Annotated in this window: 21 protein-coding genes and 1 pseudogene; 7 read left to right on the top strand and 15 right to left on the bottom strand. The window is 60.5% G+C overall.

Features of this window, described 5'->3' with window-relative positions; genetic code table 11:
* Window positions 1–28: 28 nt before the first annotated feature.
* Complete coding sequence (locus tag ACNPN0_RS00565; protein ID WP_448938825.1) at window positions 29–3,049, bottom strand: alpha-mannosidase; 3,021 nt, start codon at window positions 3,047–3,049, stop codon at window positions 29–31.
* 108 nt (window positions 3,050–3,157) lie between these two features.
* Window positions 3,158–3,826: a histidine phosphatase family protein gene (locus tag ACNPN0_RS00560; RefSeq protein ID WP_448937336.1), complete on the bottom strand. Its 669-nt coding sequence runs from the start codon at window positions 3,824–3,826 to the stop codon at window positions 3,158–3,160.
* 207 nt (window positions 3,827–4,033) lie between these two features.
* Here ACNPN0_RS00560 and ACNPN0_RS00555 point away from each other — a divergent pair, with 207 nt between their 5' ends.
* Window positions 4,034–4,603 (top strand): TetR/AcrR family transcriptional regulator, encoded by a 570-nt coding sequence (locus tag ACNPN0_RS00555; protein ID WP_426735435.1) that lies wholly within the window; start codon window positions 4,034–4,036, stop codon window positions 4,601–4,603.
* Window positions 4,604–4,652: 49 nt separating this feature from the next.
* Here the strand turns inward: ACNPN0_RS00555 and ACNPN0_RS00550 are convergent, their stop codons facing one another.
* Window positions 4,653–5,990, bottom strand: coding sequence for an MFS transporter (locus ACNPN0_RS00550; protein ID WP_448937337.1), 1,338 nt, complete (start codon window positions 5,988–5,990; stop codon window positions 4,653–4,655).
* A gap of 187 nt (window positions 5,991–6,177) precedes the next feature.
* Here ACNPN0_RS00550 and ACNPN0_RS00545 point away from each other — a divergent pair, with 187 nt between their 5' ends.
* From ACNPN0_RS00545 to ACNPN0_RS00535, 3 genes are all read left to right on the top strand, one after another.
* Window positions 6,178–6,915: a hypothetical protein gene (locus ACNPN0_RS00545; RefSeq protein ID WP_146112913.1), complete on the top strand. Its 738-nt coding sequence runs from the start codon at window positions 6,178–6,180 to the stop codon at window positions 6,913–6,915.
* Between the two features lie 97 nt (window positions 6,916–7,012).
* Window positions 7,013–8,683, top strand: a complete 1,671-nt coding sequence (gene purH / locus ACNPN0_RS00540) for a bifunctional phosphoribosylaminoimidazolecarboxamide formyltransferase/IMP cyclohydrolase (RefSeq protein ID WP_332595201.1) — start codon at window positions 7,013–7,015, stop codon at window positions 8,681–8,683.
* A gap of 170 nt (window positions 8,684–8,853) precedes the next feature.
* Window positions 8,854–10,815 (top strand): BCCT family transporter, encoded by a 1,962-nt coding sequence (locus ACNPN0_RS00535; protein WP_448937338.1) that lies wholly within the window; start codon window positions 8,854–8,856, stop codon window positions 10,813–10,815.
* 89 nt (window positions 10,816–10,904) lie between these two features.
* Here the strand turns inward: ACNPN0_RS00535 and ACNPN0_RS00530 are convergent, their stop codons facing one another.
* The gene (locus ACNPN0_RS00530; RefSeq protein ID WP_434692117.1) at window positions 10,905–11,027 is read right to left on the bottom strand and encodes a hypothetical protein; all 123 of its coding nucleotides are present in this window, start codon (window positions 11,025–11,027) and stop codon (window positions 10,905–10,907) included.
* Here ACNPN0_RS00530 and ACNPN0_RS00525 point away from each other — a divergent pair.
* On the top strand, window positions 11,026–12,243 hold the full coding sequence (locus tag ACNPN0_RS00525) for a divalent metal cation transporter (protein WP_434692114.1): 1,218 nt from the start codon (window positions 11,026–11,028) through the stop codon (window positions 12,241–12,243). The two genes, ACNPN0_RS00530 and ACNPN0_RS00525, sit on opposite strands and share 2 nt — an antisense overlap.
* Window positions 12,244–12,256: 13 nt before the next feature.
* On the top strand, window positions 12,257–13,066 hold the full coding sequence (locus ACNPN0_RS00520; RefSeq protein WP_448937339.1) for a putative hydro-lyase: 810 nt from the start codon (window positions 12,257–12,259) through the stop codon (window positions 13,064–13,066).
* A gap of 116 nt (window positions 13,067–13,182) precedes the next feature.
* Here the strand turns inward: ACNPN0_RS00520 and ACNPN0_RS00515 are convergent, their stop codons facing one another.
* The 7 genes from ACNPN0_RS00515 to ACNPN0_RS00485 form a co-directional block, all read right to left on the bottom strand.
* Entirely contained in the window at window positions 13,183–14,178 is a 996-nt protein-coding gene (locus ACNPN0_RS00515) for an adenosine deaminase (protein WP_448937340.1), read from the bottom strand.
* A 395-nt stretch (window positions 14,179–14,573) separates the two neighbouring features.
* Complete coding sequence (locus ACNPN0_RS00510) at window positions 14,574–15,248, bottom strand: GntR family transcriptional regulator (RefSeq protein WP_105661647.1); 675 nt, start codon at window positions 15,246–15,248, stop codon at window positions 14,574–14,576.
* A 52-nt stretch (window positions 15,249–15,300) separates the two neighbouring features.
* The gene (locus tag ACNPN0_RS00505) at window positions 15,301–17,040 is read right to left on the bottom strand and encodes an acetyl/propionyl/methylcrotonyl-CoA carboxylase subunit alpha (protein WP_448937341.1); all 1,740 of its coding nucleotides are present in this window, start codon (window positions 17,038–17,040) and stop codon (window positions 15,301–15,303) included.
* A gap of 9 nt (window positions 17,041–17,049) precedes the next feature.
* Window positions 17,050–18,654 (bottom strand): 5-oxoprolinase subunit B/C family protein, encoded by a 1,605-nt coding sequence (locus tag ACNPN0_RS00500; protein WP_448937342.1) that lies wholly within the window; start codon window positions 18,652–18,654, stop codon window positions 17,050–17,052.
* Window positions 18,651–19,409: a LamB/YcsF family protein gene (locus ACNPN0_RS00495; protein WP_448937343.1), complete on the bottom strand. Its 759-nt coding sequence runs from the start codon at window positions 19,407–19,409 to the stop codon at window positions 18,651–18,653. The genes ACNPN0_RS00500 and ACNPN0_RS00495 overlap by 4 nt, the downstream gene beginning before the upstream one ends.
* Window positions 19,410–19,634: 225 nt before the next feature.
* Complete coding sequence (locus ACNPN0_RS00490; RefSeq protein ID WP_181149023.1) at window positions 19,635–19,784, bottom strand: hypothetical protein; 150 nt, start codon at window positions 19,782–19,784, stop codon at window positions 19,635–19,637.
* Between the two features lie 165 nt (window positions 19,785–19,949).
* Window positions 19,950–21,635, bottom strand: a complete 1,686-nt coding sequence (locus ACNPN0_RS00485; RefSeq protein ID WP_448937344.1) for a formate--tetrahydrofolate ligase — start codon at window positions 21,633–21,635, stop codon at window positions 19,950–19,952.
* Window positions 21,636–22,095: 460 nt separating this feature from the next.
* Here ACNPN0_RS00485 and ACNPN0_RS00480 point away from each other — a divergent pair.
* A pseudogene (locus ACNPN0_RS00480) lies at window positions 22,096–22,298 on the top strand (transposase); the annotation flags it as partial.
* A gap of 160 nt (window positions 22,299–22,458) precedes the next feature.
* Here the strand turns inward: ACNPN0_RS00480 and ACNPN0_RS00475 are convergent.
* The 4 genes from ACNPN0_RS00475 to ACNPN0_RS00460 form a co-directional block, all read right to left on the bottom strand.
* On the bottom strand, window positions 22,459–23,025 hold the full coding sequence (locus ACNPN0_RS00475) for a type II toxin-antitoxin system RelE family toxin (protein ID WP_208294216.1): 567 nt from the start codon (window positions 23,023–23,025) through the stop codon (window positions 22,459–22,461).
* Window positions 23,022–23,330 (bottom strand): type II toxin-antitoxin system Phd/YefM family antitoxin, encoded by a 309-nt coding sequence (locus tag ACNPN0_RS00470; protein ID WP_133833180.1) that lies wholly within the window; start codon window positions 23,328–23,330, stop codon window positions 23,022–23,024. The genes ACNPN0_RS00475 and ACNPN0_RS00470 overlap by 4 nt, the downstream gene beginning before the upstream one ends.
* A 116-nt stretch (window positions 23,331–23,446) precedes the next feature.
* A complete protein-coding gene (locus ACNPN0_RS00465) occupies window positions 23,447–23,986 on the bottom strand; it encodes a hypothetical protein (protein ID WP_133833179.1) in 540 nt (179 codons plus the stop codon).
* A 13-nt stretch (window positions 23,987–23,999) separates the two neighbouring features.
* Entirely contained in the window at window positions 24,000–25,139 is a 1,140-nt protein-coding gene (locus ACNPN0_RS00460; RefSeq protein WP_426735418.1) for a hypothetical protein, read from the bottom strand.
* Window positions 25,140–25,822: the final 683 nt, after the last annotated feature.

Raw genomic sequence — 25,822 nt, 5'->3', positions numbered from 1 at the left:
TGCGAAGGGCCAGCCCCGGAACCCGCGGTTACCTGGCCAGGGCGAAGCGCAGGGTGCGCACTTCGAAAGCGCCCAGCTTCAGCGGCACAGCACCATCGGAAAGCTCGATGGCCTGCCCCGCCAGCTCATCTTCCAGCAGGCTCGCGGTGGCTGCAGACAAGGCCTGCGCGTTGACCAACAGGCTGCCGCTGGCACGGCGCCCCAGGGATTCATAGACCCGCACCACCAAATCGCCGGAGTGGTCCGCAGCCAGCTTCACGCTGGAAATCACCAGGCCTTCACCGGTGACCGATACCAGCGGGTCCACGCCGTGGGCGCCATGGACGACTCGCTCTGCGCTGTTGAGCAAGGCGCCGGCTTCTGTTGCCATGGCCACGTCCGCGCCGATGACCAAACCGTAGCGGTGGGCCTGCAGGCCTTGGTCGGTTTCAGGATCCGGGAAGCGCGGGGCTCGCAGCAATGACAGGCGCATGGTTGTCGTGACGGCCGCGTCCTTGGCATCGCGGGTGACATCGAATCCGTAGATGGAATCATTGACCAGTGCCGCGCCGAAGCCGGGTTCCTCGGCCAGCACGAAGCGGTGCATGGAAGTTTCGAACTTCGCCGCTTCCCAGCTGGTATTCACGTGGGTAACGCGCTTGTGGTAGCCGAACTGGGTTTCGGCAATTGCATGCTCGGCACGGATATCCAGCGGGAAGGCGACCTTGAGGAATTTCTCTGCCTCATGCCAATCGGTACTCTGCGAGATCTGCACGGTCCGCGAGCCTGGCGCCAGCGACAGTTCCTGGACCAGCGTGGATTTGGAGAAGCTGCGGGCAATCGTGATGACCTGGCTGCCGTCCTCGCGCGAAGACAGCTCCAGGCTATCGAGCTCGCGCAGATCGGTGACCTGGTTGCGGTAGTACTTGTCCACGTCCCAGGCGTCCCACATGTTCGGGAAGTCCTGGTGCAATTGCAGCAGGTTCGCTTCCTGGCCCTCGGCGATAGTTTCACGGCCGGTAGCCAGATCCACCGCGGAGGCAATCAGGCCCTGGGCATTGACCGCCACCCGGATGACCGAGTTATCCAGGATGTAGCCGCCATCGGCTGCGGTTGCCCTGACCGCGGAAACAGGAACGGCTTCCACTTCCTTGGCCTGGCCGAAGGCCAGGTTATTGCGCGTGAACGCCGCACCGTTGAATGCAATAGGGGTGGAGCCCTCGCCAGCCAGCTGCTGCTGGGCGGCGCGGATCAGCGCTTCGGCCTGCTCGATGACCTGGGCGTAGCGTGCCACCACTTCGCGGTGCACCCAGGCGATGGAGGTGCCGGGCAGGATGTCATGGAACTGGTGGAGCAGCACGGTTTCCCACAGTTCGTCGAGCTGCTCGTACGGGTACTCGGCCCCGGTGCGGATGGCTGCGGTAGCCGCCCACAGTTCGGCCTCGACCAGCAGCTGCTCGGTGCGGCGGTTGCCCGACTTGGTCTGGTGCTGGCTGGTCAGCGTGGCGCGGTGCAGCTCCAGGTAGAGCTCTCCCACCCATACCGGAGGGTTGGGCAGCTCGGCCTGGGCCCGGTCGAAGAAGTCGTTCGGGTGTTCCCACCGGACTTTCGCACTGCCTTCCAGATTGGCCAGGCGCTTGGCTTTGCCGGTCATTTCCCGGGTGGTGCCGCCGCCGCCATCGCCCCCGCCGACCGGTGCGATGGAGTTGTTGGCAAGCCGGGCTTCGCGGAACTGGCGCGAGGCCTTGGCGACTTCCTCCCCGGAGAGCTGCGAGTTGTAGGTGTCCATCGACGGGAAGTGGCTGAACACGCGCGAGCCGTCGATGCCTTCCCAATCGAAGGTGTGGTGCGGGAATTTGTTCTGCTGGTTCCAGGAGATCTTCTGGGTGAAGAACCATTCGAAGCCGGCACGGCGCATCAGCTGGGGCAGGGCAGGGGAGTACCCGAAGGAATCGGGCAGCCAGACGCCCTTTGAAGCGATGCCGAATTCGTCGCGGAAGAATTTCTGGCCGTAGAGGAACTGGCGGACCAGCGATTCGCCCGAGGGCATCACGGTATCGGACTCGACCCACATGCCGCCCAGAGGCAGGAAGCGACCATCGGCAACGGCCTTCTTCACCCGATCCCAGACCTCGGGGCGATGGGTCTTGAGCCACTTGTACTGCTGGGCGCTGGACATGCCGTAGAGGAATTCTTCCTCGTCGCCCAGCAGCTCCACCATCGAGGAGCAGGTGCGGGAGACCTTGCGGATGGTTTCGCGCAGCGGCCACAGCCAGGCCGAGTCGATATGCGAGTGGCCAATCGCGGAAATCTGGTGCGCACTGTGCTCGGCTGGGGCGGCCAGGACCGCTGCCAGCTCCTTGCGGGCGGCCTGCGCGGTCTCGGTAATCCGCTGCAGGTCGAGCACGTCCAACGCGTTGTCCATGGCCTGCAGGATCTGCATCTTGCGCGGGCCGGCCGGCAGTTGCTCTTGCAGATCCAGCAGCACTTCCAGATCCAGCGACAACTCGTGTACTACGGATTCAAAGACCGCCAGGTCCATGCGGCGGGTGGTGTACAGCCGGCGCGAAGACGAGGTAAGGATATCGCCCTGCTCGGTGGGGAGGAACGGGTGGTAGTCCAGCAGCACCGGGTTGGATGCCGCTTCCAGGTACAAGTCGATGCCCTCATCGCCTTCGGCCTGACCGGCAATGGGCACCCACTGGTTGCGCGGGTTGATCGCCTTGATGGTGATGCCATCGGGCCGGTAAACCAGGCCCTCGCACTGGAAGCCGGTCATGTTGATGTCAAATCCCAGATCAATCACGGCTTCCACCCGGCGTCCGGCCCAATGCGCCGGAACCTGGCCCTGCAAATGGAACCATGTGGTGCCCCAGGCCGCGCCCCACGGGGTACCAACCTCTGTGGGCTGGTAGTCCAGTGCAAGGCCCTGCGCAGGAGCTATCGGCTCTCCTGGCAATTCGTGCCAGGAGAGGGCCAATGGCATGGTTTCCGAATATATCGCTGGAAGGATACGTTCGGTCAGAACGCGGCGGACGCGTCCGGTGGTCAGGGAAATGTCGTCGTGCATGAGGGCCTTCCGTTTGTGCGCTCAGCGGAAAATGAGCTCCCCTGCCAGACTACCGAAAAAATAGATGCTGAGTTGGTGCAACTCGCGATCCCCGGTGGAGCGGGGTGCTCAGGGGATGCCGTCCTCGCCGCCCGTTACGTCCTCGGTGAGAACATCGCGAACGAAGTCGCCACCGAGCGGTTCTGGATTCCACCGTTCCAAGGCCCACGTTCCGCCGATGCCCAATTCCAGCAAGGAGCCACCGGTATTCTCGATATGCAGCTCTGCGGCATCGGCAGGCGCCATCTTCGTAGCCCATGCGCTGAAGACGCGAATGGCGGCACCATGGCTGAATACCGCGACCGTGCCGGAGTAGTCCTGTGCCCGGGCGATGGTTTCCAGGGCCTTGGAATATCTTTCAATGAAGTCGTAGCCGTTCGGCCCGCCGGGCATCTTCTGCTCCCAGTCGCCATGCATCCACGAATGCAGGCACATGCCGTAGGCATAGCGTGAGGCCTCGTCGGCCTGCATCTCCAAGGTCCCGGCTGAAATCTCCTCGAGGCCGTCAATGACCTGCAGCTTCTGTCCGGCGGATTCGCTCAATGGCCGGGCCGTCAGCTGCGTGCGGTTCAGCGTCGAGGCATAGATGGACTGCAGCTGCCCGCCACTGAATGCCTGCGGCAGGGCACGAGCCTGGCGATGCCCCAGCGGAGTGAGGCTGGCACCCGGGTAAGCGGTATCAAGCTGCCCGGCAACATTCGATGGGGTTTGTCCGTGCCTGATGAGCTGAAAACGCATATCCGAGGATTCCTTGGCCTTGAGGTTCTAGATCCTAGGGATAGCACGGTTTCTGGAAATGCGGAATGGCTGGGCGCGGGCGCGGGGAGCAAACTTTTAGTTCTGGAAAGTTGATTTCCGCTTCGTCAGAGCATTGCCTGTCCGCTATCGTGAAATCGTCAGGTGGCAAGTCGTGCGCCAGAATTTCCTTCAGATCGGATTCCACTCATGCGTTCAGATGCTCTTCGGCGACGTGAGAACATCCTTCGAGCAGCTCGTGAATTATTTGCAGAACACGGCGCCCAGATTGCGATGGAAACTATTGCAGAGGCCAGCGGAGTGGGCATCGGCACACTGTATCGAAACTTTGCTGACCGGAATGCGCTGGTTGAAGAAGTCACCCTCGGCACGCTTGGGGATATCCGAATCGCTTCCCAATCAGCGGTTCAGCGGCTTGAAGACGGTGACACGGACGCTTGGGAAGTTCTGCTTGGTACGCTGGTCCAGCAGAATCTCGGGGCACTGAGCGAAGCGCTCGGGCTGCAATTACCACAGAAGATCAGCCCCCGCATTCTGGAGGTCCAGGCAGAGGCCGGCCAGTCCCTGAACTCCGCCTTGGACTTGGCCAAAAACGCGAATTTGGTCCGCAAAGACGTAACGGAGATAGAACTGATTGCCACCATCGGGGCCATGACCCGTCCACTGCCGCGGGCCTTCAGCAAGAGCCAGCCTGGTTTGGAGGACCGCATCGTGCAGATCATGCGCGATGGCTTGCGCCCGCAAACTACGCAGGACTAGCAAATGCCAGCACCAGAAGGTGCTGGCATTCGCCGCTGGCCGATGATCCTTAATCCAAACTCATGCCGCGGGTTTCTGGAGCGAATCGCGCCATGAAGACGACGGCTACCAGCACCAGCGCAGTCGCGCCGGCAAACAGCCAGCCCAGCCCGACCACTGGCCACAGCGCCGCGAAAAGCAGGGGACCGAAGCCGGCGGCAAAGCGGGACATGGTCGAGGCCCAGCCAAAACCGCTGGCGCGCAATTCGGTGGGGTACAGCTCGGAAACGTAGGCATACAGCACGGGAATAGCGACCTGGACCACCACGCCGAAGACCAGCACCCAGGCGATCGCGGTCGCTGGGATATGCAGGTTCTGGGCTACGACCACAAGCACGATGCCTGAGATTGGCGCGGAGATCGCCAGCAGCCATTTACGGCCTACCCGCTCCACCAGCAGGGCTGCCAGAACAACGCCCACCAGCCCCATCAGGGCCATCACCGCGGTAGCGAAGAACGACGCTGACTGGGCCATTCCGGCTTCGGTCAGAATCGATGGCAACCAGGTCAATGCCAGGTAGTAGACCAGCAAAATGGTCATGAACAGCAGCCAGCTGGTGGCGGTGATCTTCCAGGAGTACCGCCACAGCGAAGCGACCTGCTCCCACCAGCGCGGAGCCTTTTCCAATTCCACAGGTGCAATTACGTACTCGCGCTCAGCGGCCCCGGTGCGTTCCACGAGCTGGTCGATGACCGCACGGGCCTCGGCGTCGCGGCCCTTGGCTGCCAAGAACAATGGGGATTCGGGCATGGAGCGCCGTACCAGGTACACCATGAACGCGGGCAGGATCATGACTGCCAGGATCAACCGCCAATTATCGGCGGTGGCCATCACCCACCCCGAAACGAAGAAGGACAGTGCCGCGCCCACCGGCCACCAGCCATCCATGGCGGTGAGCACGCGTCCGCGCAGCTTGGCAGGGGTGAACTCGCCGACGAGCGCATAGTCCACCGGGATGCAGCCTCCCAGGCCGACGCCGGCCAGGAAGCGGAAGGCGACGAAGAAGCCGAAATTCGGAGACAGCGCGCCAAGGATGGTGAATAGCGAGAACATCAGAAGCGTCAGGCTGAAGGCGTTCTTGCGTCCATAGCGGTCGGCGATCCCGCCCCAGAGGAAGGCGCCCAGGGCCATGCCCACCAGATTGGAAGTGCCCAGCAAGGCCGCGGTGGGACGGTCAAGCCCCCACTCTTCGGCGACCAATGGAATCAACGCGCCGTTGAGGGTCACGTCCCAGGCATCGAACATGAATCCGAGTCCGCCGATAATGAAAATGGTGCCCTGCACCTTCCATTTGAATGGCAGCTCTTGCACGATCGATGTGCCAGAAGGCAGGGGTGCGGAAGACACAGTGGTGCACCTTTCGGTGTGCGAGCAGAAATGGTTTGTACCGCGTGAAGCATAGCCGAAAACCAGGTTCCAGGTGTAGCTCTCTACGCTTCTTCTCCCGCCACGTCAAGGCCTGTTGTCTGCGCCGGCAAGGGGGTAATCTCTGGACATGGGAGTAGATTGGACCGCTCTCGAAGAGGCTATACGGGTGACTGCCCTTCGACACGCAGCGGAAGTGATAGCTGGACACCCCGACCAGGACTTCTATGCCATTGCCTTGCATGGAGTCAGCACCGAGGAAAGCGAAAGTATCGCCATGCCGTTGCTGGCCTTGAACTCGGTGCAGGCCCTGGAACGAGATCGCCTCACGGAGTCTCGCGAGCAATTGGTGGAACGCGGTGAAGACGCCGATGAGCCTGCCGATTACGAGGACCGTCCCGATGCCGAAGGCGATGGAAGCCTTGAACCTGAAACCGTCACATTGGAAGACGATTCGCTGCTGATCACTGATTCCGATGATGAAGACGAAGACCAGCCGGATGACGAGGATTCCGACGGGGAAGATCTCGACGACGTCTTGGCCTCCTTGGAAGCGGATCTGGAAGATAGCGACGAGGAGAGCTTCTACTCGGATAAGTGGGAACCCAGCGATTGGCACTGGTCATCCATTGATTTATGCGAAGATCCCGCGGCCACGCTATGGTCCGAGGCGATGACCGGACTGGCAGCGCGTGATGGCTGGGAACCTACTATTAAGCGCTACTATCACACGCTGGTTGCGGTAGCCCGGTCGTTGCGCGAAGAGTTGGGCGAACGGACCAAGGCAGATCTCGTGGCCTATGTCGCAGATGAAGAACATGCAGAAAAACTTCTGCAGCTTTGCCTGACTGACAAGCAGCTTTCTTCATATTTCCCGCACCTTTCCTCATTGCCGGAAGGGGCTTGACACGAACTGAAATTCCGGTGCCTTCCTTGGTTAGAATGAAGGCGGTGGCCTCTGCGCTGCCCGCCCCATTCATTCTCACCGCCGGGAGAAAAATTTCGTGAGTAAGACCGTGCTGGACAAAGTCGCTATCCGTCGCGCACTGATTTCCGTCTATGACAAGACCGGCTTGGAGGAGCTGGCCGCTGGATTGCACGCCGCAGGCGTGCAGCTGGTATCCACCGGCTCCACGGCCAAGAAGATCGCTGCCGCTGGAATTCCCGTGACCGAGGTCGAGCAGGTGACCGGTTCCCCTGAAATGCTCGATGGCCGCGTCAAGACCCTGCACCCGCGCATCCACGGCGGCATCCTTGCGGACCGCCGCGTCACCGAGCACATGGACACCCTCTCCTCGATGGATATCGAGCAGATCGACCTGGTGGTGGTGAACCTGTACCCCTTCGTGCAGACCGTCGCCTCGGGTGCCTCGCAGGATGAAGTTGTCGAGCAGATCGACATCGGGGGCCCAGCCATGGTCCGCTCGGCAGCGAAGAACCACGCCGCCGTTTCCATCGTGGTTGATCCAGTTTTCTACCCGCAGGTCATCTCCGCGGCAGCCGAGGGCGGCTTCGATCTGAAGACCCGCCAGCGCCTGGCCGCCAAGGCCTACGCTCACACCGCAGCCTACGACACCGCGGTAGCCTCGTGGACCGCAAGCCAGTTCCTGGATGAGGACGGCGACGGCGTCATCGACTGGCCAGCCTACGCAGGCGTGGCCCTGCAGCGAGCCGATGTGCTGCGCTACGGCGAAAACCCGCACCAGCAGGCAGCGCTCTACGTTGACGAAGCCGCTCCAGCCGGCATCGCCCAGGCTGATCAGCTGCACGGCAAGCCAATGAGCTACAACAACTACGTGGATGCAGATGCTGCACTGCGTGCCGCATACGACTTCGAGAAGCCGGCTGTGGCTGTGGTCAAGCACGCCAACCCTTGCGGTGTGGCCGTCGCTTCGGATGACGCGGCAGATCCGATCGCCGACGCGCACCGCAAGGCGCACGCTACCGACCCGGTGTCCGCATTCGGCGGAGTCATCGCCGCCAACCGCACGGTCACCAAGGAAATGGCAGAAACCGTCAAGGGCATCTTCACCGAGGTAGTTATTGCCCCGGACTTCGAGGCCGAAGCGGTGCAGATCCTCTCGGCCAAGAAGAACATCCGCCTGCTGGCCCTGCCAGAAGGCTACGGCCGGAACAAGAACGAGTTCCGCCAGGTAAGCGGTGGCATGCTGGTCCAGGCCGGCGACAAGATCGACGCCGAGGGCGACAATCCGGGGAACTGGACCCTTGCTGCCGGTGAAGCAGCTGACGCTGCTACCTTGGCAGATCTGGAATTCGCTTGGAGCGCCGTGCGCGCTGCCAAGTCCAACGCGATTCTGCTGGCTAAGAATGGTGCAGCAACGGGCATCGGCATGGGCCAGGTCAACCGCATCGACTCCTGCAAGCTGGCCGTGGAACGTGCCAACACCCTGGGCGTGAAGGTCGAGTCCGGTGCGGATGCAGCCGGTGGCGCTGAGAACGCTGACGCGGCTGCTTCGGAACAGCGTGCCGTTGGCTCCGTGGCCGCTTCGGATGCTTTCTTCCCCTTCGCCGACGGCCTGCAGATCCTGATCGATGCCGGCGTGAAGGCTGTCGTGCAGCCGGGCGGCTCGGTACGCGATGAGGAAGTCATCGCGGCAGCGAACGAAGCAGGCATCACGATGTACTTCACCGGTGCACGCCACTTCTTCCACTAGGATTCCCTAGTACCCCAAACGGCCACGGCAGCCGCGGAAAACCGCATCTGCCGTGGCCGTTTGCTTGTCCAAAAGTTTCCTCGCCTAGCGCTCTGATTCGCGCCAATACGCGTGGCGCCAGCGGAGGACCGTTTAGTGACTAATGCATAGTTCACCTAGAATTATTAGTTATGGATACTGAAGAATCGCGTCCAGAGAATCAAAAAGGTGAAACTAAAGCGTCCCAAAATGGGCAATCTAGTCAACCGCAGAGCTCCAGAAGGAGAATCGAAAGGGTCAAGAACGCCCTACGCACTGCAAGCCAAGAAACGACCTTTGGCATTCACCCCGGATTGATTCCGGGAATTAGCGTGGAAGAGACTGGGGCTAATTTCCCGACACGGCGCGGAGTGTTCGTTACCGCATTGCTAGTTTCGGCCGGGGTGCTCATTTGGGCCATCTTTGCCCCGAGTAATCTGAACCTTGTCGGCACCACAATGCAAAGCTGGGTAGTTACCAATTTTGGCTGGCTGTTCAACCTCACGGTTCTCGTGATCGTCGTGTTCATGTTGGTTGTTGGCTATGGGCCAACAGGCAAAATCCGACTTGGCTCCGATGACAGCACTCCGGAATTTTCGACGCTCTCGTGGATCTCCATGCTTTTTGCCGCAGGCTTGGGCATCGGGCTGGTGTTTTATGGGCCCCTCGAACCGCTAAGCCATTTCTTGGCTCCGCCACCGTCCACCACCGCGGAAGCTGAAACCGTTGATGCGGTACTGCCTGCCTTGACTGACTCGTTCTTGCACCAAGCAAGTTTCGCGTGGTGCATCTACGCTCTCGTTGGCGGTGCCCTGGCGTATGCCTCCTATCGCCGTGGCCGGCTTCCATTGATCTCGTCGCTTTTTGAACCGGTATTCCCCAACGGCAATCATCGGGTGCTAGGCAAGATCATTGATGTCTTTGCTGTATTGGTGACCCTCTTTGGCACAGCGACTTCATTGGGTATTGGCGCTCTGCAGATCCGAACTGGAACGAACATTATTACCGGGCTTGAGCTGGGCAATGGTTACGTTGTGGTCGTGATCAGCGTTTTGACTGTGGTGTTCACGATTTCTGCCGTTGCTGGCATCAAGAAGGGTATTCGGCTACTTTCGAATACCAACATGATTCTCGTTGTAGGCATGGCCTTGTTCGTTGTGGTGGTTGGACCAACTGTCTTTATCTTGGACCTGATCCCGAGTTCACTGATAGCTTTCGTCGGTAACTTGCCAGAAATGCTGTCCTTGGCGGCTAGCCAAGGAGAAGTCCAGAAGCAGTATCTGACCTCTTATACGACTCTGTACTGGGCTTGGTGGATCTCATGGTCGCCATTCGTCGGCATGTTCATTGCCAAGATTTCCAAGGGCCGTACGCTGCGCGAATTTGTCACGGTTGTCGTCTTTGCTCCGGCACTCATTTCGATCATCTGGTTCGTGGTCTTCGGCGGTACCGCGATCTGGATGCGTATGAACGATCTGGGCATGGAGGTGAAAGGCGCCGGTGAAAATGTCATGTTCGACCTGTTAGCGAATTTGCCTTTCAGTCCCGTGCTGTGGATTGTGTGCCTCCTCGCGATCCTGGTCTTCTTCGTTACGGCAGCTGATTCGGCTGCCAATGTCATGGGGTCGATGTCTCAATCTGGTCGCCCGGTACCGTCTAAGCCGGTGACCATTGTATGGGCCACGGCACTTGGCCTGATCGCCATGTTCTTGCTGTTGGCCGGCGGACGCAATGCCTTGTCGGGACTTCAGTCCATCATGGTTACCTGCGCTTTGCCGTTCACAATCGTCTTGATCGGCGTCATGATTTCCTGGGCCATCGACCTGCGCAATGACCCTACGATGATTCGTCACCGTTATGCCGTTGAGGCGATTCGTGGTGGCGTTCGAAGGGGCATCGATGAGCATGGTGACGATTTTGTCTTCGGCGTTGCTGCAGTGCCGGAGGAGGAAGGCGCTGGCGCGAACTTCGAAAGCGATGATCCTGCATTGACTGAGTGGTATACAGATACCGGCGTGCTGGACATTGTTGAGGCTAAAGAGGAACTTTCCACTGAAAACGAACCTGATCGGGGCGTTGGCGATACGCGAGCCGAACCTGAACCGGCAAAATAATCAGAAACCGGAAATCCTGCGATTTGAGTAGGTTTCATCTAGTCAAGGCCGAGCTCTGAGATCCCTGTAGAGGTGAGCTCGGCCCTGCGCTATCCAATGCCGAGAAATTGTTCAACAACATCTTGCCAAGGTTGTTCAACAACCTGTAAAGTCTTGTCCATCACATTGACCTTGTGACGGTTGTCACCACTATCGCATTGGAACGTCATCATGGCACTTCCTGAGTCAACATCCCAAAGCAGCAAGGCGCGGCGCACGGCGCTCCTAGGCGCCATGTTCCTGATGGCCACCAGCGCCATCGGACCGGGCTTCATTACCCAGACCACAGAGTTCACGGTCCAAATTGGCGCGGCCTTCGCCTTCGCCATTGTCGTCTCCATCCTTGTGGACATCGCGGTCCAGCTGAATGTCTGGCGCGTGATCGGGGTGTCCGGAATGCGTGCCCAGGAACTGGGCAACAAAGTCGTCCCTGGCATCGGCTGGCTACTGGCTGGGCTGGTATTCATCGGCGGCATGGTCTTCAATATCGGCAATATCGCCGGTACTGGACTGGGCCTGAACGCCATGCTGGGAGTTGACGCCAAAATTGGCGGGGCCATCTCAGCGGCCATCGCCATCCTGGTCTTCCTGTCGAAGAAAGCCGGCATGGCATTGGACCGCATTGTGGTGATGCTGGGAGCCGTCATGATCCTGCTGATGCTGTACGTGGCAATCGTCGCCGCCCCTCCAGTGGGCGATGCGATCCGCAACGTGGTGCTCCCCGAGAAGATCGATTTCCTGATCATCACTACCCTGATCGGTGGCACCGTTGGCGGATACATCACCTACGCAGGTGCCCACCGCATGATCGATTCGGGCACATCGGGCGTGGAGCATGTCAAGTCGATCTCCAACATCTCGACCCTGGCAATTATCGTCACCGGTGTCATGCGCGTGCTGCTCTTCCTGGCGATCCTCGGTGTCGTGGCTGGAGGCGTAGCGTTGACCAGCGACAACAAGGCTGCTGAAGCCTTCGGCCACGCCGCTGGCCCCATCGGCATCCGCGCCTTCGGCGTCATCCTCTGGGCTGCCGCGCTGACCAGTGTGATCGGTGCCGCCTACACTTCGGTTTCCTTCATCACCAAGCGCACCACCCCGGAACGCACCCGAAACCTGATCACCGTGGCTTTCATCGTGGTCTGCGGCATCATCTACTTGTTGCTCGGCAAGGCGCCGGCAACCCTGCTGATCTTCGCCGGAGCCTTCAACGGACTGATCCTTCCCGTGGGCTTCGCGGTACTGCTCTGGGTCGCATGGCGCCGCCGCGACCTGATGAACGGCTACAACTATCCCAAGGCCCTGCTGGTTATCGGTGCCTTGACCTGGCTGCTCAGCGTCTACCTCGGCTGGAACTCGATTTCGGGTCTGGCAGCCCTCTGGAACGGCTAGGAGAAAGACAATAATGAAGGACTTATCGAGCCTCGGGCAGACCGAACGTGCGGCCATGGCCCCGAGCGAGGCCCGCGAGCTGTTCCGTGCCGGACAGGTGCTCCCGACCGCGGGAATCAGTGCCGGATACGCGCAGGCAAACCTGATTATCGTTCCCCAGGAGCTGGCCTTCGATGTGCTGCTCTTTGCCCAGCGCAACCCCAAGTCCTGCCCGATCCTCGGTGTCCTGGAAGCCGGGCAGACCAGCAACGAGTTGCTGGAAGGCGGAGATATCCGCACTGACGTGCCGAAGTACATGGTTTACGAAAACGGGGTCAAGGTGGCTGAACCCACCGACCTGTCAGAGTACTGGCGTGATGATCTGGTGACCTTCATTGTCGGCTGCTCGTTCACCTTCGAGAGCGCACTGATGGAAAGCGGCATTTCCATCGCGCATATCGACCAGGGCGTGAACGTGCCAATGTACAAGACCAATATCCGCTCGCAGTCGGCCGGAGCGATGTCCGGTCCGATGGTGGTCTCCATGCGTCCGATTCCTGCCTCGCAGGTTGCCGACGCGGTACGCATTACCTCGCGCTATCCAGCTGTGCACGGGGCTCCAGTGCATATCGGGAACCCCCAAGAGCTGGGCATAGCAGATCTGGGGTCACCTGACTTCGGAGATGCAGTGCAGATCCCGGAAGGGACGATTCCGGTGTTCTGGGCCTGCGGCGTCACGCCGCAGGCAGCAGTGATGGAGTCCCGCCCGGCCTTGGCCATCGGCCACGCACCGGGCCACATGCTCATCACGGATATCAGGGATTCCCAATACCAGGTTCCCTAGCCCATAGACCGAACGGGGCGGCCTCACCCCAAGGGGGCCGCCAAGTTCCCACCAGGGCCTTTGGCACTGGATCGAACGCGGTGGCCTTCCCCCAAGAGGCCGCCGCGTTCCCATGTCTAAAGGCTTTGCCGCTGAACCCAGGCCTGGACTTCGGCAAGCAGTACCTGCTTGGATTCTTCATCCAGGAATGCGGATTCAAAGGAATTCCTTGCCAGCGTAGCCAACTGCCCGGTGCTGAAGTTGAAGCTTGCCATGAGCGAGGAAATATTGGCATCCATGTATCCGCCGAAATAGGCAGGATCATCAGAATGCACCGAAACCTTCAAGCCCTTTTCGAGCATCTGCGGCAACGGATGATCGGCCATGGTGTCCACCGCACGCAAGCGGATGTTGGATAGCGGGCAGACAGTCAAAGGCATCTGCTCGTCGACCAAGCGCTGAACCAGCGTCGGGTCGTCCAGGCAACGGATGCCGTGGTCCACGCGCTCAACCTCCAGCAAGTCCAGCGCCTGCCAAATGTAGTCAGCAGGGCCTTCCTCGCCCGCATGGGCAACGACGTGCAGGCCGTGGGCGCGGGCATAGGCAAAGACTTCCTGGAACAGCTCGGGCGGGAAACCCACCTCCGAGGAATCCAGGCCGATGCCATCGATATCGTGCTTCTCGGCGACCAGCACCTTCATCAAGTCCATCGCTTCTTCCGTTGGGGCATGGCGCCAGAAGCACGCGATGAGCTTGTGGGAGATCCCCCAGCGTTCTGCGCCCTCGGCCAGGCCGGAACGGATGCCGGCGATGACCTCGCCCAGGCCCAGTCCGCGCTGGATGTGAGCCTGCGGATCGAAGAACAATTCCACATGGCGCACGCCGGAGTCATGGGCGCGCTGCAGGTAGGCCACGGTGATTTCGTGGAAGTCTCCAGCGGTGCGCAAGACCGCCATATTCGCATAGAACAGGTCGAGGAAGGACTGCAGATTGCTGAACTGGTACTTGGCACGCAGCTGGTCAACGGTGGCATAGGGCAGCTCAACACCGTTTTTTGCCGCCAGCGCCATGATCATTTCTGGCTCCAGCGTTCCCTCAAGGTGGATGTGCAATTCGGCTACAGGCAATTTCACGGGTGGTGCGACCTTCCAAGCAGGGGACGAGGGCCTAGACCGTGATGAAACGGCGGCGGCGCGCAATGGTTTCGTTAAACCATACGTTGGCTATCTATGTGCTTGCTTGGCTTGTCCGTGCGTCGAGGAAACCCGCAGGGAGCTGGGCTTGCGGCTGCCCGCACCGGCAGGCAGGCGGCGGCGATAGCATCAAGGATCCGGAAAAACCGGTGATCGCCGTGGAAATTCCGCGGGGCAAGCCCGGATTCGGCGTCGGGGGCATCCTTGGAAAACAAGGGTTCGCAACCCGATGAGGCATGCGCTGGAGGCTGGCATTTGCCGCAAAGCAGTGAGGAATGCACGGCGCGGATGAGATGGAAATCGCAAGCGGAATGGGCCAAGGCCCTGCTCCATGCCTACTCCGGGCGTTGGGCGATGTGGCTGAGCAATTCAGCTTCAGCGGTGTCGAGATAGCCGCGCAGGGTCTGGGCGGCTTCCAAGCGCTTTCCGGCGCGGAGCATGGCCAGCAGATTCGCATTGCGCTCTACATAGTGCGAATGGAAATCCGGGGCGTCGCTCATGGCGTGGAAGACCAGGCGCATGCGGGCCAGCACGCGGCTCATCAGCTCCTGGAGCAGTTCGCTGTCGGAGGAGGCGACCAGCTGCTTGTGGAAGGCCTGATTGGCATTGGCCATCCGCGGCACGTCGCCGGCAGCCAGACCTGTGCGAGCCTCCTCGATGATCTTGCCCAACCGGTCCAGGTCGATGTCTTGGCCCCACGCCAGGCATGCCGGCTCGACGGTACGGCGCACCGCATAGATTTCCCGCACATCATCAGCATCCGGAGAAGCCACGAAAACACCCCGGTTGGGGATCCGGGTGATGATCAGCTCGCTATTGAGCAAGGTGAAGCTCTCGCGCAAGGTATTGCGCGAGAGCCCCAACGATTCAGCCAGGGTCTGTTCGGAAAGCTTGTCACCGGGCAATAGCTCGCCTTCGGCAATGCGGCGGCGCAGCTCATTGGCAGCCCAGAGGCCGCTGTGCGCGTGTGGGGCCTTGGCTGGATGCGAGGTGCTGCTGGTGGCTTTCATGCTTCCAATTTATCCCAACTGGCCTGCGGCTACGGACTCCATGGCCTGGACGCTAGCCGATGGTGCCCAAGGTGTCGCCGCGGCGTACGGCTGACCCTGCGCTCAAGTCCGCTGCACGGAAGATGCCATCACGGTGCGCGGTGATGGTGGATTCCATCTTCATCGCCTCGACGATGGCAATGCTCTGCCCTTCGGCGACTGCACTGCCATCTTCAGCAGCGAAGCGGACGAGATTCCCGTCCATGGTGCTGCGTACCGCGGCGGCATCGACCTGGCCGGCAGCATCATCCTGGGTGGCGGCGGCGGTGCCGGCCCCCGGGGTATTGCGCAACGCGTTGGTCAGTGCAGCGGGAAGACCCAGCTGGACGGCCTTGCCGTCGAGCTCTATGGTGATGGTTTCACGGCTTGTATCGCGCTGATCCAGATCCATCTCGTCGCTGGCCTCCACCTCGTTGAGGAACTCGTCCTCGATCCACATGGTGTAGACGCCCAGGGATTCGCCGTTGAACGCTTCGTGCTCGATGACGGCGCGGTGGAATGGCAGGACCGTAGGTACACCGGCAATGCTGATTTCTTCCAGCGCCAGGCGGGCACGGCGCAACGCCTGGTTCCGGTCGACCCCGCGCACAATCAGCTTGGCGATCATCGAGTCGTAGAACGGCGGAATGACCGAGCCGCTGCGCACGCCCGAGTCCACCCGCACGCCGGCGCCGGTTGGCGCTTCGAACCGCTCCACGGTGCCCGGCGCAGGCAGGAAGCCGCGAGCCGGGTCCTCGGCGTTGATGCGGAATTCGATGGCATGGCCCGTGGGCTGCGGGTCCTCGGTAATGGACAGCGGCAGGCCATCGGCAATGCGGAACTGCTCGGCCACCAGATCGACGCCGGAAGTCTCCTCGGTGATCGGGTGCTCCACCTGCAAACGGGTATTGACCTCCAAGAAGGAGATCAGACCGTCCTGGGCCACCAGGTATTCCACGGTGCCGGCCCCGACATATCCGGCTTCCTTGCAGATCGCCTTCGCGGACTGATGGATCCTGGTCCGCTGCTCATCGGTCAAGAACGGGGCTGGCGCCTCTTCCACCAGCTTCTGGTGGCGGCGCTGCAAGGAGCAGTCGCGGGTGCCGACGACCACCACATTGCCGTGGGTATCGGCCAGCACCTGGGCCTCGACGTGGCGCGGCTTGGCCAGGAAACGTTCCACGAAGCATTCGCCACGGCCAAAGGCCACGGTGGCTTCGCGGGTGGCGGACTCGAAAGCATCGGAGATCTCATCGAGCGAGTAGGCGATCTTGATGCCGCGGCCACCGCCGCCGAAGGCCGCCTTGATGGCGACCGGCACGCCGCACTCTTCAGCGAAGGCCCGCACCTCGCCGGCGTCCGCTGCCGGACCGTCGGTGCCCGGGGCCAGCGGCGCACCTGCGCGCACCGCGATCTGCCGGGCCGTGACCTTGTTGCCCAGTGCTTCGATGGCCGCGGGAGGCGGACCAATCCAGCTCATGCCGGCTTCGATGACGGCGGTGGCGAAGTTCGCGTTCTCCGAGAGGAAACCGTAGCCGGGGTGCACCGCATCGGCGCCGCAGCGCTTGGCAATCTCGATGATCTTCTCGATATCCAGGTAGGTGTCCGTGCCGGTGGAACCGTGCAGCGGGTACGCTTCATCTGCGCGGCGCACGTGCAGCGCGTCGGCATCCGGGTCCGAGTAGATGGCTACCGACGAAATATTTGCGTCGGTGGCCGCCCGGGCAATGCGGACCGCGATTTCGCCTCGGTTGGCGATGAGAACTTTTTTCATGGCAATTCCTTAGGCGTCTGATGCCGCGTGGCCGGCAGCGGGATGGAGTTCGAATCGAATTCTGCTTCCGGGCGGAAGCTGCGCGGCTGCGCTGAGGTCTTCGGCAATGACGGTGGCGATCACCGGATAGCCGCCGGTGACCGGGTGATCTGCGAGGAACAGCACCGGCAGGCCGGAGGGCGGCACCTGCAAGGATCCGCGGGCTACGCCTTCACTGGCCAGTTCCCCGGAGCGGACGCGCTGCAGCGGCTGCTGCCCGGTATCCAGGCGCACGCCCACGCGGTTGGATTCGCTGGTGACATCCCAAATCTGGGCGGCGAGCTGGTCCAGGCCCGCCTGGCCAAACCAATCGGCACGCGGACCGGGCATGGCGCGCAGCGTGTACACGCCGCTATCGTCTGGGACCGGCAGGGTGCTCGGTTCGCTGTTGCCAACGATGTGGCCCAGCTGCGGGCGGTTCACCGGCAGCATGCCACCGGCTTGCAGAGGCTGGGGACCGACGCCGGAGAGGGTGTCGGTGGACAGCGAGCCGAGGACCGGTTCCTGCTCGATGGTGCCGCGCACCGCAAGGTAGCTGCGCAGTCCGCGGCCGGCGGGTTCAACCTCCAGGCGCTCGCCGTGCAGCAGCGCGAACGGTGCATTGGCCGCGGCCTGGCGCGGGGTGCGGACCTGGTCGTCTTCGGCCGGGGTGATCCAGAGTTCTGCTTCGGCGCCGGTAAGCGCCAGCACCTGGTCTTGCTCGGCTTCAACGGTGATGCGGCTGCCGAGGTTCTCGATCACGGCCTGGCCTGGTTGGTTGCCCACCAGGCGGTTGGCCTGGTGGAAGGCGGCCGGGTCTGCGGCTCCTGCGACGCCAACTCCGAGGTTGCCATAGCCGATGCGTCCGGCATCCTGGAGCAGGGACTGCAGGCCGGCGTCGATGATTTTCAGGCCACCGGCAAGTGCCTGCACTGATGCTTCGTCTTGTGCGGCGGGTGTCTGGCTCACCGATATTTTCCGGGTGGCCCGGACGAACTGCACGGTATCCTGCGGCCGGATCAATGCAGGATTTTCGCGCTGCAAATCCCACATTTGCAGATCGGTATGTCCAATCAGCTGCCAGCCTCCGGGGGATTGGCGCGGATAGACGGCCGAGTACTCACCGGCGAGCGCCACCGCTCCGGCGGGCACCTTGGTGCGCGGGGAGTCTCTGCGCGGGACATGCAAGTCCTGGTTTTCGCCGAGCAGATAGGCGAAGCCGGGAGCGAATCCGCCAAATACTGCACGCCACCTCTGGCTGGTGTGCGCATTGATCACAGCTTCGGTGCTCAGCCCGGTCAGCTCGGCCACTGCGGCGAGGTCTTCGCCATCGTAATTCACTGGTACTTCAACCAGCTTGCCCGCAGCGTGGAGTGCAGAGGCTACTTCAAGTTCTGGCAGTGCTGCCATGGCCCGTTCGGCGCTCTGCGCGGAATCGAATTTCAGCAGTACCGTTTGCGCGGCGGCCAAGAGGTCGCGCTGTCCGGACAGGGGAGAGGTTTCCAAGGCGGCGTTGAGCGCCAAGACAGCATCGAGCGAGTCCAGGTCGATGAGCAGATCATGGGAACCTGCCCGGTGAATGGCGCGGATGCTCACGCGAAGCTCCGGATCTGCACGCCGGCATGTTCCAGTCCTGCGCGCACGGCGCTGGCCATGGCCACTGCACCGGCAGTATCGCCGTGCAGGCAGATGCTTTCGGCTTCCATCTTGATGGTGCTGCCGTCCACGGCAACAATGGTGCCTTCGGTGGCCAGGCGGACCATGTTCTCGGTGACCTGGGCGGGGTCGTGCAATACGGCGTTGGATTCGCGGCGGGAGACCAAGGTGCCCTCGGGGGTGTAGTTGCGGTCGGCGAAGGCTTCTGCGACGCCGCGCAGGCCCGCGGCTTCGGCCTTTTGCAGGGCGACAGAACCTGGCAGCAGCAGGACCGGCAGGTCGGTGCCGAAGGCCTTGATGGCATCGATGACGGCCTGGGCATGCGCCTGGTGGTGCACGATGGTGTTGTACAGGGCGCCGTGCGGCTTGACGTACTTGATTTCGCTGCCTGCGGCGCGTGCCAGGGCTTGCAGGGCTCCAAGCTGGTAGAGGACGTCATCGGCCAATTCGGTGGCCGAGCAGTCCAGGAAGCGGCGGCCGAAACCGGCCAGGTCGCGGTAGCCCACATGGGCTCCGATGGTGACGTTGGCGCTGACCGCATCGCGGCAGGTCTGGGCGATGGTGCTGGGGTCTCCAGCGTGGAACCCGCAAGCTACATTGGCCGAAGACACGGAGGTGAAGATGGCGGCGTCGTCGCCCATCGTCCAGTTGCCGAACGACTCGCCTACGTCTGAATTCAGGTCTATGTATGGCATTGTGATCCCCGTCTCGTGAATACCTCTTGGTAAAAGAATGCCCCACTTTCGGTAATTGTTCAACAATCTTGGCAGGGTTTTTGAGCATCGCTTCCCGGAATTCCGCTGGAGTGGTGCTCCCATCTGTCATCTGATCAGGCATTTTGCACGTGGAATAGCAAAGCCCGAGGCCAGGAATCCTTGCGGAATCCTGGCCGCGGGCAGGTCTTGTGGCTGGCGGTGCGGCTACTGGCCTTCTTCGCCGTCGGAATCTTCATGCCCGAACGGAATAGGCGCGTTCTGGGCCGCATCCGGATCAGGGACAGTAGTGTTCTTGCCCTCTGGGTCCGGAGTCTGAGCTGGACCTGTGGTTTCGTCGTGGTTTTCGGTTCCCATGGTTATTTCCCTTCATCCGTGCCTTGCTTGATTGCCAGCTATCGGGTGCTGGTTCACATAGCCTAGCCGTGAATCGTGGCGAAAAGCGGTGCGATCAGGGAATTACCATGTTCGCCCGCCGTGGAATCCCGGCACGCTGGCGATCCCCGCGGCCTTGCCCGGCCGCTAGGACAGTCCGATGGCGTTGCCGTGCTCGTCGACATCCATGTGCAGGGCCGCTGGCACCCGAGGAAGGCCCGGCATCGTGGTGAGCGCCCCGGTGATGGCCACGATGAATCCGGCACCGGTCTTGGGGATCAGCTCGCGGACCTGCACAGTGAATCCGCTGGCGGCGCCTAGCAGCTGCGGGTCATCGGAGAAGGAGTACTGGGTTTTGGCGATGCAGACCGGCAGGTGCGACCAGCCATTGTCGTGGATCTGCTGGAGCATCCGCCGGGCCTTGGGGGAGTACTCGACGCCTTCGCCCCCGTAGACGCCGCGCACCAGGGCCAGGATCTTGTCCTCGACCGGCTGCTGCAGCTCGTACAGCGGGGCAAAATTGCCCGGTTCCCCGATGGTCCGCAGCACCATGGCGGCCAGCTCGCCTGCTCCGGAGCCGCCCTGGCCCCAGACATCGGCGATGGCGCAGGCAATGCCCTGCTGTTTTGCCCAGCCGGTGACCGCTTCCAGCTCGGCATCGGTATCCGTGGTGAAGCGGTTGATGCCAATCACTGGCTGGATGCCGAACTTCGAGACGATCGAGGCGTGGCGTTCCAGGTTCGGCAGCCCGGCCCGCACGGCCTCGACGTTTTCTTCCCCCAGCTCCTCCTTGGGCACCGAACCATGCATCTTCAGTGCGCGAACGGTGGCGACAATGACCACCGTGTCCGGCGGGCACCCGGCGTAGCGGGCCTTGATGTCCATGAATTTCTCGGCGCCCAGATCGGTGCCGAAGCCGGCTTCGGTCACCACCACGTCGGCCAGTGCGCGGGCGGTGTTGGTGGCGATGGCCGAGTTGCAGCCGTGGGCGATGTTGGCAAAGGGCCCGCCGTGGATGAGCGCGGGAGTGCCCCCGATGCTCTGCACCAGGTTGGGCTTGATGGCTTCCTTGAGCAGCAGCGCCATCGCACCCGCCGCGCCCAGGTCATCGGCGGTGACCGGGGCCTTGGCATAGGTGTATCCGACGGTGATCCTGCCCAGCCGGGCGCGCAGGTCCGCCAGCCCGGTGGCCAGGCAGAAAACAGCCATGACCTCGGAGGCAGCGGTGATTTCGAAGCCTGTTTCGCGGGGCACCCCGTTGGCGGTACCGCCCAGGCCGATCACCACGTGGCGCAATGCGCGGTCGTTCATGTCCAGCACCCGCTTGAAGGTGATGGATCGCGGGTCGATGCCCAGCTCGTTGCCCTGCTGCAGGTGGTTGTCGAGCATGGCCATGAGAAGGTTGTTCGCACTGGTGATGGCGTGGAAATCCCCGGTGAAATGCAGATTGATCTCGTCCATGGGCAGCACCTGGGATTGGCCTCCGCCCGTGGCTCCGCCCTTCATCCCGAAGCTCGGGCCGACCGACGGCTCGCGCAGCGCGATGATGGTCTTGGTCCCGGTGGCAGCCAGCGCGTCGCCCAGGCCCACCACCATGGTGGATTTGCCTTCCCCTGCCGGCGTCGGGGACATGCCGCTGACCAGGACAACTTTTCCGGGCCGGCTTCCGTTGGCCGGCAGCAGGGCAGGATCAATTTTGGCCTTGTACTTGCCGTAGGGCTCCAGCGCGTCCTGCGGGATTCCGGCCGCCTCGGCAATCCGGGAGATCGGCCTGAGCACTGCCCGCGAGGCAATGGCCAGATCGCTCATATCGGTTTCCGGCACTGCTGCCATGTTGCCTCCCCTATTTGGCTGCCCGGTGACCCGGGGATGAGGAAGACCAAGGCTCCTGGTTTTCCCTGATTGGCCTTCAAGCTATCACCTTGCAGGCGAGGCGAGAAGGCTGCACCGGGCAGAACATGGATCGGTGTCTACCCGAGCCGGGCCTGGCGAAGTGGTAACAATACCTGTTCCACATTTCACGGAGAAGGTGCCCCTCTATTGAAGCCAGCGATTCTCAGCTCCGAAACGGCACAGAACCAGCTGTGAGGCGTCATTGCAAGCAATCTTGATAGGCGTCGGATGGTCAACACGATGAGCGCTTGGTTAGGACGTTTGCCGCGCTCACGTTCCCGGACATAGTGTTTCCGGATTGTCGGATCCAAGCGGAATGATGCAGTGAAGAGTGGTGAAGCGATAACGTGATTCGAGGATCAACTGAAAACCTTACGACTGAGCTGCCATGAACTATTAGAGCACGTTGCTCTCCGGACGAGTCGAAGTAGACGAGAGCCTTTTCGGGGCCCCCGCCCCGGTCGTACAGGACGTGGTGCGTCCGGAAAGACTCTGGTGGCGGGTGCTATTGAGATTTCAGATGATGGGTGGGGCCGAGCCTGACTGGCAATTATCCCTGATGCTTCGTCGGCATCGCTGCGCAAGTTCATCACCGCGAATGTTGATACAACATAGTGAACAGTGCGGGTTTGCGACGAGGCAGCCTGGAATTCGAGTAGTGCGGGCAACGATAATTCATTGCCGATGGGAGAGCATCACTGGAAATCTTCAGACGTTCGGATCCGTGCGGTTGCCGCTGAGCTCGGCGGTGCCGGCGGAAGGTTTAGCTGTCAGCGCTGCGGGACCAATGCTGCATGAGTCTTTGCTGGGCTTGCTGTTCGCTCAATCCTGAAATCTCTTGTGTGGACAGATGAAGTTGTTCTACGAGCGCAGCTTCCATCCACTCGGGCAAGACAGATCCCCGTGCGGGTTCAGGTTGAGCTTCAACGGATTCGTAGAGCCGTCCCATCTGGACAATGACGTCTTTGAGCGATTGAATCTTCGGGTCATCGCCCATGCGTGCGACCCGTGAGGTGAGCTCATCGTAAACCTCGCCATCCGAACGAGCTCCAACAGCCCAGACCTCAGAAATATCAAGAATTGGGCGGCCGGACGCGTCTTCGGTAATGCGCCATACGATTCTCCAGTCGCGATCGCCAACGACTAACTTGCGGAAACCGACTAGCGCACCGAGCAAGGGCTCGCCAGCCTCAGGAGATTTTTCGAGCAGCAGCATCTTCTTGAAAACGGATCGCACGATCTGCGGATCCTTTTTGTGAAGACGATGTAGGTCAGATACTGCGTCTTCAGTTAGCCGGACGATGCACAGGCGGTCTTGAGGCTGATTCACGAATTATCAGACTGGGCTTCTTCGACATTTTCCGCCTCAAGTTCTGCGCGGTTCAAATTGAAGAATTCCATCGCTTGGTCGAGCGTCGTGCGCACGCCGCTATCAGTGGCAAAGCGTGCCATCACCAGCGCAGCATCGCGAAGAGTGTCCCGGTCATGACGCAGCTGAGCGATTTCCTTGGCGGAAACGACTTCGGCCACGACCTTGCCATGGCGCGACAAAGGGGTATCCCGGCCCTCTTCGGCGGCGGCGACAAGCGCAGAGAGCCCCGCGCGTGATGCTTCGGTGATGCTCAAAGTAGTCATATGAAAACTATATAGATTTCTACCTAGATTTTCTAGTTTGCCTTCCGTGCCTCGTTAAAGCAAAAGCTGGGTCGCCACCCTTGGTAGCGACCCAGCTTGAGAGAGCGGAGGATCCGTTAGCTTGAATGCTTCCGTTCAAGGAACTGATGACGCAACGAATTCACGGACTGGAGGGCTTGGCTTTCGTCGGTTCCAATGTTTTCTTCGACCCATGAGTAGTAGCGGTAAGCTTCATCCAGGATTCCCGGAATAAAGTCGTCGGGATCAACAATGTTTGTTTGGCGATTAACAGTGAAAAGTGTAGATCGTCCTTTCACTTCCAGTCGAAGGGGCACTGGCTGGCCAGGAAACAGCCTTTCAGCTGACCCTTTCTCCATGAACTCTTCTACCAGCTCAAGGAGCTCAAACCAGATTCCTGTAACTTCATCCCACAGGTCACCCGAGATCAAATCGATCCCGTAGTAAGACAGAGAAAGAAAACCTTCACTGCCGTAGGGATTTTCTTTGAGTCGATTCCGCCACATCTCGGCAGCCCGTTCGGGTTCCTGAAACATGCTTACCAAGTAGTTTTCGGGATTAGCGACGAAATCCTCGATATCCGTGACCGTGTGCGGAACCAGAATGTATGGTTCGCTATGTACGGCTTGTTCTTTCATCTCACCTTGATTCTTATCGCGGGTAGAATTGGACAACTCGGCCTCTGTCAATGACCATCTTGTACTTCACGTTGTTATAGGTTCCTTCGAGCTGTATTCGCTTGTTGGTTCCACCGCTTTTCAGTTTACTTTGGTTCTGCTTCATGGCGCCATGAACCAGATTTCGTACATCGCTGATTGACATCTTCGGATTGAAAAATGTTTGGCTACTCTTAGAAGAACCATCCCAATATTTTGGATGATGCCGCTGAAGAATATGCTTCATTCCGCTCTTATCAAGTTTGAACGTATGTGAACCCGTTCTGTAAGAAAGGGTCTTGAAGGAAGACAACGCGTTGACAACTCGTGAAGCGGGAGCCTTAGCGTACTTGACGGTTTTGGAGCCTACCTTGATTACGATGCTGGTAACCCTGATAGCGATAATAATTGCTGGGATCCAAAACGGATCAGCTACGACTGGGTATTCATGGTCTTCCCCAATGTCTACTTTTTGGACCAAGTCACCATCGTGAAGCTCATACCAAGTTCTGACTGTTTCGCCACTTGCATCAACTGCCCATGCAGGTTCAAATCGACTGGTCAGGAAGGATTCGTTTTCATCGGGGAAAGATTGAAAGACGTCTACTCCGCCATCTTGGGCAATCTCAGCGAATGACCCTTCCGGTAGCCCCAGTTCATACCGGAACTCATGAGGCGCATCGGCATCGTGAATAATTGTCTGTGCACGTATAGCTCCATCGTCATGAGTCTGCAGTGCAAGATCTATTTCATCATCGCTGAATACAGCAGTGCCATCGTCGAGCATTTGCACATCACTTGGCGCACTCTCAATGGGTAGTCCGAAGCTGAACTCTCGTTCCACATTCTCTGCGCCAATTGCAAGCGATTTACCTTCTTCAGTTGCTTGGACGAATACCGCGCCCTCGCCGGTGCCGAACTCCAGAACTTCAGAGTTCAGCGTCGGTTCAACTAAATTGGCTTCAGTTTCTCCCGCTGCCGCTAAAGCATCCGACAGGAGCTCTTGTGTCGTTACTTGGCTCGGCTCGGAGGGGTCCGCGAGGCTGGCTGACGATGCAGTTACAGAGACTGCGCAGGCGATGGCTATCGCCGATAGGAGCCGAGAACGAGTCCGGCGGAACAAAGTGCTATTCATTTTCTTCTTTCCTATGCGCCAGGTGAATACCGGGTGCATGGTTGTGGCATGCCTAGGAATATCCAGCGACTTTGCATTCAAGTCAGATGCAAATGCATCCAGGGCAGCACTCCGGACACGGGATTGTCCGAAAGTCCCTACTCAGCCCAGTATGAGTCGCTATAATAAATAGTAATGGTTTAAACCCGATGCAGTGGGGTTTTTTGTGAGAAGGAGAGAGCTTTCGCTTAAAGGGTGCACTTGCCTACCGGGAAATAGGGCTGTTCGCTGGAAAGTTGGTCTCGGCAGATCCGACAGTTGAGTGAGAATTCAGCTGCTATTGGGATAAATGAGTTGGAAAACGATCAATGACCTGCCGCTGCTCGCTAATGAACGGCGCGGAATCGGGCGGCGTCCGTGGCAGTATGCACCCAGGTGTGCAAAGAATGTGGCCGTCGAGTGTCGGTAGCAGATTATGACGTATGTGGTATCGGGTTCCCTTTCCGGTGCCCAGTAGAAGCGCCTAGGCAACTGTGTGCTTCCCAACATGAATCGCGGACCAGGCGGTTTCCTGGCCAGCCTTGCGTTTGGGGAACTTATGACGTCGTCGTAGCCATGCAACTGCCCAGAACCCAACGGGCAAGGAAGCGGCCTGCAGTCCGAGGTGCCTCCAAGGACAAGTGAAGCCCGAGCGGAGGAATTCC

It is taken from the genome of Glutamicibacter sp. AGC84 (genome assembly GCF_053543575.1).
The sequence above is the reverse complement of the archived record's forward strand: the minus strand, read 5'-3'. Positions and strand labels throughout refer to the sequence as shown.